This window comes from Bradyrhizobium sp. (assembly GCF_049586575.1).
GTDB lineage: Bacteria > Pseudomonadota > Alphaproteobacteria > Rhizobiales > Xanthobacteraceae > Bradyrhizobium.
Genome location: NZ_JBAVCF010000287.1, coordinates 1 through 10,704, shown reverse-complemented (window position 1 = coordinate 10,704; position 10,704 = coordinate 1). Strand labels below are relative to the sequence as shown.

Here is a 10,704-nt window from a genome sequence, read left to right as displayed (position 1 = left end):
GAGCCACCCTCCCCGGCTATTCGGCCGCAACATTGCCGAAAGCGTAACCCCTATTCCGCCGCGGCCGGGGCCACCAGCGTATCGTCGACCGGCGGCGGCTCGCGGTTCGGCGCTACGTTCTCGTCGGCGATCCGCGCCAGTTTTTCGCGGGCCTCCTGGGCTTCGCGCTGCCGGTTCCACATACTGGCATAAAGCCCGCCGGTTGCCAAAAGCTGACCGTGGGTGCCGCGCTCGGCAATGCGGCCCTGATCGAGCACGATGATTTCGTCCGCCGTGACGATCGTGGAGAGCCGGTGGGCGATCACGAGCGAGGTGCGATTGCGCGACACGCGTTCCAGCGCATCCTGAATTTCACGCTCGGTATGGCTATCGAGCGCCGACGTCGCTTCGTCAAGCACGAGGATTGGCGGCGCTTTGAGAACCGTGCGCGCGATCGCCACACGCTGCTTTTCGCCGCCCGAGAGTTTCAGGCCGCGCTCGCCCACTTGCGTCTCATAACCTTTCGGCGACAACCGGATGAAGCCGTCGATCTGGGCCAGCCGTGCCGCCTCCTCCACTTCCACGTCGCTGGCCTCCCAGCGGCCGTAACGAATGTTGTAGCGGATGGTGTCGTTGAAGAGCACCGTGTCCTGCGGCACCATGCAGATAGAAGCGCGCAGCGAGGCTTGCGTGACGTTGCGGATATCCTGCCCGTCGACCAGGATCCGGCCGCTTGAAACGTCGTAGAGGCGGAACAGGAGGCGCGAGATCGTCGACTTTCCGGCGCCCGACGGTCCGACGATCGCGACGGTCTTGCCGGCGGGGACTTCGAACGTAAGACCCTTGAGGATCGGCCGGTCCGCCTCATAAGCGAACTGCACATTCTCGAAGCGCACATGGCCCGAAGTGACGATCAAGGGCGTCGCCCCCGGGGTATCCTTGATCTCGGGATTGCGCGACAGCACATTGAACATCTTCTCGATGTCGATGACCGCCTGCTTGATCTCGCGATACACCATGCCCATGAAATTGAGCGGCTGGTAGAGCTGGATCATCATGGCGTTGACCATGACGAAGTCGCCAACCGTGTTGTGCCCGCTGCGCACTCCGGACGCGCACATCACCATGGTCGCGGTGAGACCAGCAGTGAAGATGATCGCCTGACCGGTGTTGAGCACGGCGAGCGACGTATAGGCTTTCACGCTGGCCTGCTCGTAGCGCGCCATCGATCGGTCGTAGCGCGCCGCTTCGCGTTCTTCGGCGCTGAAATACTTGACCGTCTCGTAGTTCAGCAGCGAGTCGATGGCCTTGGTGTTCGCGTCGGTGTCGGAATCGTTCATCGTGCGGCGGATTCCGATCCGCCACTCGGTCGCAACGTAGGTATAGTACATGTAGATCACGACCGTGATCAGGGTCGCCAGGACATACCGCCAGTCGAACTTCCACAACAGCACCGCCATCAGGAGCGAGACCTCGACGATGGTCGGGACGAGTTGCAGGATCACCATCCGGACGATGGTTTCGATACCGTTGCGGCCGCGCTCCAGTACACGGGTCAGCCCCCCGGTCTTGCGCTCCAGATGAAAACGCAACGACAGCTCGTGCATGTGAACGAAGGTGAGAAAAGCAAGCTTGCGAACCGCATGCATCGCCACGCGCGCAAAAATTCCGTCGCGCCACTGGGTCAATACCCCCATCAGCACGCGCAAGGCGCCGTAGCTGAGCGTCATGAGGATCGGCGAGGCAACGACCCAAAGCACCCAGTTGGAGGCCTGTACCGGCGCGCTATCCGTGCCGGTCAGCGCATCGGTCGCCCATTTGAACGTGAACGGCACGACCAGCGTCGCAAGCTTGGCCAGCAACAACAGCACGACCGACCAGACCACGCGCATCTTCAGGTCCGTGCGGTCACCGGGCCAGATGTAAGGCCACAGATGCGTCAGCGTTCCAGCCAGCGTCGCCTGTGCGAAGGACTGCTCGGAAGATGGTGCGGGGTCAACGCGGTGGCCGGTATCAAGATGCGCCATCGCGTCAGGTCCGGCGTCGCGTGGCGTGCCGATTCGGCACCCGCTTTTTCAGATTTTCGCGCATTCGAAGTCATATAGAGCGTTTATGCGTCGCGTACAGCCTCATGACGGCCAGATTCTTCTGTCCTCTTGGGACCCTGCCGAAATTTTATTCGAGAACCGAATCCTTTAGGATTTGACTGGCTTACGCTGCAATGCCACATGGGCAGATATGACCAAGATCAAAACCGTCTGTGTTTACTGCGGCTCCGGAGCCGGCACCAATCCCCGCTTTATCGAATCCGCCAGGACGCTGGGCAAGACGCTCGCAGAAAACGGCATCCGCCTTGTCTACGGCGGCGGCTCCGTTGGCATGATGGGTGCGGTGGCAAGCGCAGTGCTCGATCACGGCGGTTCCGTGACGGGTATCATCCCGGACTTTTTGACCAGCCAGGAAAATGCGCTCAAACGTGTGCAGGAAATGATCGTCACGACCGACATGCACGCGCGCAAACAGCTGATGTTCGAACATTCGGATGCCTTCGTCGCGCTGCCCGGCGGCATCGGCACGCTTGAGGAACTCGTTGAGCAATTGACCTGGCAGCAGCTCGGACGCCATTCAAAGCCGGTGCTGCTCGCCAACATCGACGGATTCTGGGAACCGCTGCTGGCACTGGTCGCCCATATGCGCTCCACCCAGTTTATCCGGCCTACGCTCTCGGTCGATATCCTTCAGGCGGAACGCGTTGAGGATATCTTGCCGCGGTTGCAAGCAGCAGCGGCAAGCGCGCCTGAAGGCACCGATGCGATAGCGCCCGAAATCGCCCGGCGGTTATAGCGGACGGCGTTACCTCGGTGTGACCGTATCGTCCGCGGGAAATGTCACGGCTTCGATCCGGTTACCGTCGGGATCCCTGATGAATGCCGCATAATAGCGTACGCGATCGTGCGGGCGCAGGCCCGGCACGCCGTCAGATTCGCCTCCGGAGCCGAGCGCGGCTTCGTGAAAGGCGTCGATCTCACTCTCGGATTTCGCCCGGAGGCAGATATGACAACCGCTTTCCGACGCGACCGGCGGCATGCCTGTCCGGAGGTTAATCCAGAACTCCGGGTAGCGTTTGCCAAAACCGACGGTGCCGGGCCGCGTCACAAGCTTTGCAAGTCCGAGCGGCGCCAGCGTCGTTTCATAAAAACGCGCGGAACGCTCGAGGTCGCTGACGCCTACGGAAACATGGTCGATCATCAGGCATCTCCCTATATGCTCACGCCGCCACGCCCGATTTCACGAGCTTGTAGATGACCGAATCCATCAACGCCTGAAACGAAGCGTCGATGATGTTCGGCGACACCCCGATGGTGCTCCACTTCTCGCCCTTCTCGTCGGCGCTTTCGATCAGAACCCGCGTCACGGCTTCCGTACCGCCATTGAGGATACGGACGCGATAGTCGATCAGTCTGAGGCCATCGATGAATTTCTGGTATTTGCCGAGATCCTTGCGCAGCGCCACGTCGAGCGCGTTGACGGGACCATTGCCTTCGGCCGCTGAAATCAGTTTTTCGCCGTCGACATCGACCTTCACCACCGCCATCGCCACCGTGACGCGCTGACCGTTGACGTTGTAGCGCTGCTCGACATTGACGTCGAATTGCTCGACACGGAAATAATCGGGAACGTGGCCGAGCGTACGCCGCGCCAGAAGCTCGAATGAAGCATTGGCCGATTCATAGGCATAGCCTGCGGCCTCGCGCTCCTTCAATTCCTCGACCAGACGCGCCAGCTTCGGATCGTTCTTGTCGTAAGCGATACCGGCGCGATCGAGTTCTGCAATGACGTTCGAGCGGCCGGCCTGATCGGAAACCAGCACCTTGCGATGATTTCCGACCACCTCGGGCGGGACGTGTTCGTAAGTCTGCGGATCCTTCAGCACGGCCGAAGCGTGAATGCCGGTCTTGGTGACGAAAGCGCTTTCGCCGACATAGGGAGCGTGGCGATTTGGAATACGATTGAGCATGTCGTCGAGCGTGCGCGACACTGTCACCAGCGTCGCCATCTTTTCCTCGATAACGCCGATCTCGAAGCGATCTGAAAACTCTCCCTTGAGCCGCAGGGTCGGGATCAGCGAGCAAAGATTGGCATTGCCGCACCGTTCGCCGAGACCATTGAGCGTGCCCTGAATCTGACGCGCGCCGGCGCGCACCGCGGCAAGCGAATTGGCGACCGCCTGCTCGGTGTCGTTGTGGGCGTGAATGCCGACATGATCGCCGGGAATATGTTTGATGATCTCGCCGACAATGGTCTCGATCTCATGCGGCATGGTGCCGCCATTGGTGTCGCACAACACCACCCAGCGCGCGCCGGAGTCATAGGCTGCTTTTGCGCAGGCTAGCGCGAAAGCAGGATCCTCCTTGTAGCCATCGAAAAAATGCTCGCAGTCGAGCATCACCTCGCGGCCGGCCTGTTTCGCAGCCTTGACGCTGTCGCCGATCGAAGCGAGGTTCTCTTCGCCCGTGGTCTCCAGCGCCACACGCACCTGATAGGCCGAGGACTTCGCGACAAAGCAGATTGCGTCCGCCTTGGCTTCCAACAGCGCCGCAAGGCCCGGATCGTTCGACGCCGAGCGGCCGGGCCGCCGCGTCATGCCGAACGCGGTAAAGCGCGCATGGGTAAGCTTCGGCTTTGTTGCGAAAAATTCGGTATCGGTCGGATTGGCGCCGGGATAGCCGCCCTCGACATAGTCGAGGCCGAGCTCGTCGAGCATTTTTGTAATCAGCTGCTTGTCATGCAGCGTAAAGTCGACACCGTTGGTCTGCGCGCCATCGCGCAGCGTGGTGTCGAACAGATAAAGCCGCTCGCGGGTCATTTCGGCCCTCCGGCATTGTCTCCGAGTGTCTTCTGCATCGTGGTGTTGGCGAGCCATTCGCCGTTGAGCGAAACGGTGTTCCGCTGCTTGGCCTCATAGCCGCGCTTGGCGAAGAATTCGGCGGCGTTGTCACTGGCTTCCACCGTCAGAATCTTGGCGCCACGGGCCGCCGCCAATTTTTCGAGCGCGTCGCACAGCATCGCGGCTACTCCCTGACCGACGGCATTCGGATGCACGTAGACCAGATCGACCTGGTCCTTGCCCTTCAGCGACGCAAATCCGACCGGCGCGCCCTCTAGCGTTGCTACCAGCGTGAGGCCGGACGCCAGCCGCTTGCCGAATTCGGTCTCGTCGTCGATGGCGGCTACCCACGCCTGTTGCTGCGCCTCGCTGTAGTCGTCGCCGGTCAGGCTCTCGATACTGGCAACGAAGATCGCCGCCAGAACTGGCGTGTCGGCGTCCAGGAACGGCCGTAGCGCGGGCGCACTCATCGCGCGATCTCCCAGGTGGTGATCGGCTTGCCATCGGCATCCTTACCGTCTTTCAGCACAACACCGATTGCCGCGAGTTCATCACGGATGCGATCAGATTCCTTGAAATCCTTGCGCGCGCGGGCAGCGGCGCGATCTGCAATTGACCTTTTTACCTTACCTTCTAGGTCTTCGAACTTAGATTTGGCTCGTTCTATTGCCCTCCTAACTGGCGATATATAGGTCGAGTTCGCACTGAGATCGATACCAAGGAATTTCAATGAACCCACAAGCACCTCGGGATCGCGATTGGATTTCCAGATGCGGAGGAGTTCAGTCGTCGCGAGCGGTGTATTGAGGTCGTCACAGAGCGCCGCTTCAATCGCTGGGGAATGCTCTCCTGGCGATACATTTTTTACTTCATTGTAAAAGCTCTGCAGCGTTTCCTCAGATTCTTTCAGAGCGCGTACCGTCCAATCGATAGGTTGACGATAATGCGTCTTGAGCATTGTTAATCGCAACGCTTGCGGTGACCAGTCACGCTCACCGAATCTGTCGGTCTCCAGCAACTCCCTGATCGTGACGAAATTGCCAAGGCTCTTCGACATCTTCGCGCCCTCGACTTCGAGGAAGCCGTTATGCATCCAGTAATTCGCCATCGTGGCGGTGCCGTGCGCACAGCGCGATTGCGCGATCTCGTTTTCATGGTGCGGGAAGATCAGGTCGAGACCGCCGCCATGAATATCGAACACATTGCCGAGATAGGCGGCACTCATTGCCGAGCATTCGATGTGCCAGCCGGGACGTCCCCTGCCCCACGGACTTTCCCAGCCCGGCTCGTTTTCGCTGGATAGCTTCCACAGCACGAAGTCGGCAGGATTTTTCTTGTGGGCGTCGACCGCAACGCGCGCGCCGGCCAGTTGCTCATCGAGCTTGCGGCCCGACAACGCGCCGTAATCCGGCATCGACTGCACATCGAACAGAACTTCGCCACCGGCTTCATAAGCATGGCCGCGTGCAATCAATTGCTTGATCAATGTGACCATGTCGGCTTTGCCGTCGGCGCGTGGCAGTACGAAATCGGTGGCGCGCGGCTCGACCGTCGGACGCAGGCAACCGAGCGCATCGACATCCGCATGGAATTGATTGGCGGTCTGCTCGGTGACCTTGCGGATCGCCTCGTTCAGCGGCAGGCCGGGAAAATCGCGTGCGGCGCGTTCGTTGATCTTGTCGTCGACGTCGGTGATGTTGCGGACGTAGGTGACGTGATCGTCGCCATAGAGATGGCGTAAAAGCCGAAACAAAACGTCGAACACGATGACGGGGCGCGCATTGCCGATATGGGCAAAGTCATAGACCGTCGGCCCGCACACATACATTCGTACGTTGTTAGGATCGAGCGGCGTGAAAGCGCGCTTTTCCCTCGTCAACGTATCGTAGAGGCGCAGTTGCATGGATACCCATTCCCTTGCGGCCGGGCGTCCAGTGATCTCTAGAGAGAAAAGACGGCCTCAGCCAGCGAATCGCTAGCTCATAATCTCGCGGCAAATGCCACAAATGGCGAGAAGACCGTTCATGAAAAACACCATGGGCCAGCAGGCCTGAGCGGTCAAGAGCACGCTACCTGGCCATGTCGGGCCTCAGAAAAGCCGATTTGCCTCACCAAGCCACCGGCGAGCCCATGGTTAATCATTATTTACATTTCAGGCCTATCGTGGGCCGCGATAATCCTCCTTCAGCGGTGCAACGATGCGATCGATACAAGCGCTTTTGGCCTGCGTGTTTCTTTTGGCCGGGCCGGCAGCGTGGGCCGACAGCCGGATTTTCATCATTGCCAACCAGGCGGACGGCTACGGGGTCGACCAGTGCCTGGCCAAGGGCGAGAAGTGCGGCGCCCATGCCGCCCAGTCCTATTGTCAGTCGCGGAATTTTGCGCAGGCCTCTTCCTACCGCCGGGTCGATCCGGACGAAATCACCGGCTCGGTTCCGAAGGAAAGCGCAAATTGCGGCCGGTCGGGCTGCGGCGAATACGTCGCGATTACCTGCCAGCGCTGAACCAGTTGTCTTGCCGGTTCCAGGGCCGCCACAGTGGCGCCCCGGAAACGACGTGACGTCGCCCCGAGAAGCGGGTAAAGGACGGCCGGAATTATCACCAACTGCGGCTACGGCCGCAGCCTCTGGCGCAGCCCAAGGCCCGCCCGGAGTTCCTGACGGCGGGAAATGCCTGAGAAATTGATCGTCACTCCTTCCAGATCGCTGGCCTATGCGACGCTTGTCGTCGCCATGCTGCTTGGCGCCGGCGCCCGCGCGCAGGTGACGAATCCGCCGCCCCCTCCCCCAGGCGGTGCTGCCGTGAACCCGATGTGTCCGCGGCTTGAGGCGCAACTGGCCATGATCGACCGCGGCGGTGGCGGCGATCCTGCCAAGGACGAGCAGATCCGCCGTTATCAGGATTCCGCCGCCAGGCAGCAGGCGGAGCTCGATCGTGTCACCTTGCAGGCCAAGCGAATGGGTTGCGACAGCTCCGGCTTCTTCTCGTTGTTCAACGGCCGAAACGCGCAATGCGGTCCGGTGAACAATCAAATTCAACAGATGCGCGCAAACCTCGAGGAGATCACGACTAATCTCGAGCGCCTGCGCAGCGGCGGCCTCGGCGGCAACGATCGCGAAAACCAGCGCCATTCGGTTCTCCTGGCTCTCGCGCAGAATAGCTGCGGACCGCAATACGCCGCCGCCCTTCAGCAGCAGCAACAGGGTCCCGGCAATTTTCTGAACAACCTGTTCGGCGGCAACAACGCCCCGAACGCGACACCCATCGACAGCGGTCCCCAGTCCGGCACCTACCGCACCGTCTGCGTCCGTACCTGTGACGGCGGCTATTTCCCGATTTCGTTTGCCACCGTGCCGGCGCGCTTTCCAGACGATGAACGGACCTGCAAGGCCCTCTGCCCGGCAACCGATGCCACCCTCTATGCCTACCGCAATCCCGGCGAAGACATGAACCAGGCGGTGTCGATCGGCGGCCAGCCTTATACGTCGTCGCCCAATGCCTTCCGTTTCCGCCAGGAGTTCAACCCTACCTGCTCCTGCAAAGCTCCCGGCCAAACCTGGGCCGACGCGCTCAAGAACATCGATGACAAGGCCGCCGCGGAGCAACAGGGCGACATCATCGTCACCGACGAGAGCGCGAAGAAAATGTCGCGGCCGCAGCAGACCAAAGCAACACCCGCCAGGAAGGGAACCGTGGCGACCACCGCACCGAACCCGGCAGCGCCGCAGAGTACGCCAGCGGCGACTTCCGGTGCGTCGTCCGACGGCAAACAAATCCGCACCGTCGGCCCGACGTTCATTCCGGCGCGCTAGAGCGCGTTGAATTTCATCGCTCGCCACTAGCCGTCAAACGCCTCGCCCAAGGCGCGACCCGCGCGCGAAACCAGCGTGTCATCCGGCTCGGACAACGGCCTGCCGTCGTCACGAAACCGGTTGGTGATGGGATATCGGCGATCGCGTCCGAAATTCCGCCGCGTCACCTTGACCCCGGGGGCTGCCTGCCTGCGCTTGTATTCGGCGATGTTGAGCAGGCGATCGATCCGCGCGACGACCTCGCGGTCGAAACCCGCCGCGATGATGGTCGCCAAAGGCTCCTCGCGTTCGACCAGCCGTTCCAGGATCGCATCCAGCATGTCGTAAGGCGGCAGCGAATCCTGGTCGGTCTGGTTTTCGCGCAGCTCCGCGGTCGGCGGCCGCGTGATGATGTTGGGGGGAATGACTTCTCCGGACGGACCAAGCGCGCCGTCGGGCTTCCAGTTGTTGCGCAAGCTCGACAACCGAAAAACTTCGGTCTTGTAGATGTCCTTGATCGGATTGAAGCCGCCGTTCATGTCGCCGTAAAGCGTGGCGTAACCGACCGACATTTCGGATTTGTTGCCTGTCGTGACGACCATCGCGCCGGTCTTGTTGGAAATCGCCATCAACAGCGTGCCGCGGGCGCGCGCCTGCAGGTTTTCTTCAGTGATGTCGCGCGCCAAACCGGCAAAAGTCCCCGACAGAATTTCCTCAAAACCGTGGACGGCCTTGGCGATCGGCAGCACCTCGTAGCGGATGCCGAGGTGGCCGGCGAGTTCGGCGGCGTCGTCGAGCGACACCTGCGCGGTAAACCGAAACGGCAGCATGACGCCGCGGACGCGATCCGCACCCAGCGCATCGACCGCAATCGCCGCGCACAGCGCCGAGTCGATGCCGCCGGAGACGCCCAGCAGCACGCCGGGAAATCCGTTCTTGCCGACATAATCGCGCAGACCCAGCACACAGGCCGCATAGTCCGCCTTGTCGCCGTCGAGCTGAGGCGCAACCGGCCCGTTGCAGCGCCATCCGCCCGCCTCCCGCTTCCAGCGCAGCGTCGTGATACTTTCCTCAAAGGCCGGCAATTGCGCAGCCACCGACAGATCGGCGTTGAGCGCAAACGACGCGCCGTCGAACACGAGTTCGTCCTGCCCGCCGACCTGGTTGAGGTAGACGAGCGGAAGCCCGCTTTCGGTCACCCGCGCCACCGAAACCGACAGGCGGATGTCGGCTTTGCCCCGCGCGTAAGGCGAGCCGTTCGGAACGACCAGAATTTCGGCGCCGGTCTCGGCCAGGCACTCGACGATGTTCTCGTATTCCTCGGACTCCTCGAGCCAGGTGTCCTCGCAGATCGGCACCCCTACCCGCACGCCACGAATGGCGACCGGACCTGAGGCAGGCCCGCGCGCGAACACGCGCTTCTCGTCGAATACGCCGTAATTCGGCAAATTGACCTTGTACCTGATCCCGGCGATGCGGCCTTCGTCGAGAAATACGCAGGCATTGTAGAGCTTGCCGTCATCGACCCAGGGCGTGCCGACCAGAACGGCAGGTCCGCCGTCAGCGGTTTCGCGCGCGAGTTCCTCGACCACCGTCCGGCAGGCCGATTGAAACGCCGGCTTCAGCACCAGATCTTCCGGCGGATAGCCGGCAATGAACAATTCCGACAGCACGACGAGATCGGCGCCGTCGGCGCGCGCGCGAGCACGGGCGGCGCGCACTTTCGCGGCATTGCCGGCGACGTCGCCCACGGTTGGATTCAACTGGGCCAAACTAATCGAAAACTGATCGGCGCGTTCGGTCATCGATGGATCGTGCCTCGCGTGCGGGCAAACTGCAATCGCATGCTCAAATAGCGCCCATGCGCTCGGCGATCGAGAACAGCCAGAACAGGCCGGCAGTGAGCAGCGCCACACCGACCGCGGCCGACCCCATATCCTTGACCCGCCCGATCTGCGGATCGTGATCCGTGGTCAGGCGGTCGGCGAGCTTCTCGATCGCGGTATTGAGCAGTTCGACCACGAGAACCATGACCACGGCGGCAAC

The 10,704-nt window shown here is 61.5% G+C and carries 10 protein-coding genes; 3 read left to right on the top strand and 7 right to left on the bottom strand.

The features are described from left to right. Nucleotides 1-50: 50 nt before the first annotated feature. A complete protein-coding gene (locus WB528_RS11175) occupies nt 51-2,006 on the bottom strand; it encodes an ABCB family ABC transporter ATP-binding protein/permease (protein WP_423888474.1) in 1,956 nt (651 codons plus the stop codon). Nucleotides 2,007-2,217: 211 nt separating this feature from the next. Between WB528_RS11175 and WB528_RS11170 the strand changes: the two genes are divergently transcribed. Beyond that, nucleotides 2,218-2,823, top strand: coding sequence for a TIGR00730 family Rossman fold protein (locus WB528_RS11170; protein WP_423888473.1), 606 nt, complete (start codon nt 2,218-2,220; stop codon nt 2,821-2,823). Between the two features lie 9 nt (nt 2,824-2,832). On the opposite strand, the gene WB528_RS11165 is transcribed toward WB528_RS11170, so the two are convergent. The 4 genes from WB528_RS11165 to cysS are packed head-to-tail and all read right to left on the bottom strand — an operon-like array spanning nt 2,833 to nt 6,770. Next, nucleotides 2,833-3,228: a VOC family protein gene (locus WB528_RS11165; RefSeq protein ID WP_423888472.1), complete on the bottom strand. Its 396-nt coding sequence runs from the start codon at nt 3,226-3,228 to the stop codon at nt 2,833-2,835. Between the two features lie 19 nt (nt 3,229-3,247). Continuing rightward, nucleotides 3,248-4,846, bottom strand: a complete 1,599-nt coding sequence (gene cimA, locus WB528_RS11160) for a citramalate synthase (RefSeq protein ID WP_423888471.1) — start codon at nt 4,844-4,846, stop codon at nt 3,248-3,250. Beyond that, the gene (locus WB528_RS11155; RefSeq protein WP_423888470.1) at nt 4,843-5,337 is read right to left on the bottom strand and encodes a GNAT family N-acetyltransferase; all 495 of its coding nucleotides are present in this window, start codon (nt 5,335-5,337) and stop codon (nt 4,843-4,845) included. Before WB528_RS11155 ends, cimA begins: the two co-directional genes overlap by 4 nt. Further along, nucleotides 5,334-6,770: a cysteine--tRNA ligase gene (cysS, locus tag WB528_RS11150; protein ID WP_423888469.1), complete on the bottom strand. Its 1,437-nt coding sequence runs from the start codon at nt 6,768-6,770 to the stop codon at nt 5,334-5,336. The genes WB528_RS11155 and cysS overlap by 4 nt, the downstream gene beginning before the upstream one ends. A 295-nt stretch (nt 6,771-7,065) precedes the next feature. Here cysS and WB528_RS11145 point away from each other — a divergent pair, with 295 nt between their 5' ends. Together WB528_RS11145 and WB528_RS11140 are read left to right on the top strand one after the other, a co-directional pair. After that, nucleotides 7,066-7,371 carry a hypothetical protein gene (locus tag WB528_RS11145; protein ID WP_423888468.1) on the top strand — a complete coding sequence of 102 codons (306 nt, stop codon included), beginning with the start codon at nt 7,066-7,068 and terminating at the stop codon, nt 7,369-7,371. A 165-nt stretch (nt 7,372-7,536) separates the two neighbouring features. Beyond that, nucleotides 7,537-8,679 (top strand): DUF2865 domain-containing protein, encoded by a 1,143-nt coding sequence (locus WB528_RS11140; RefSeq protein WP_423888467.1) that lies wholly within the window; start codon nt 7,537-7,539, stop codon nt 8,677-8,679. A gap of 26 nt (nt 8,680-8,705) precedes the next feature. On the opposite strand, the gene WB528_RS11135 is transcribed toward WB528_RS11140, so the two are convergent. Both WB528_RS11135 and WB528_RS11130 read right to left on the bottom strand, forming a co-directional pair. Next, nucleotides 8,706-10,463 carry an NAD+ synthase gene (locus WB528_RS11135; RefSeq protein ID WP_423888466.1) on the bottom strand — a complete coding sequence of 586 codons (1,758 nt, stop codon included), beginning with the start codon at nt 10,461-10,463 and terminating at the stop codon, nt 8,706-8,708. Between the two features lie 43 nt (nt 10,464-10,506). After that, the coding region (locus tag WB528_RS11130) for a diacylglycerol kinase (RefSeq protein ID WP_423888465.1) at nt 10,507-10,704 on the bottom strand (198 nt) is incomplete at its 5' end.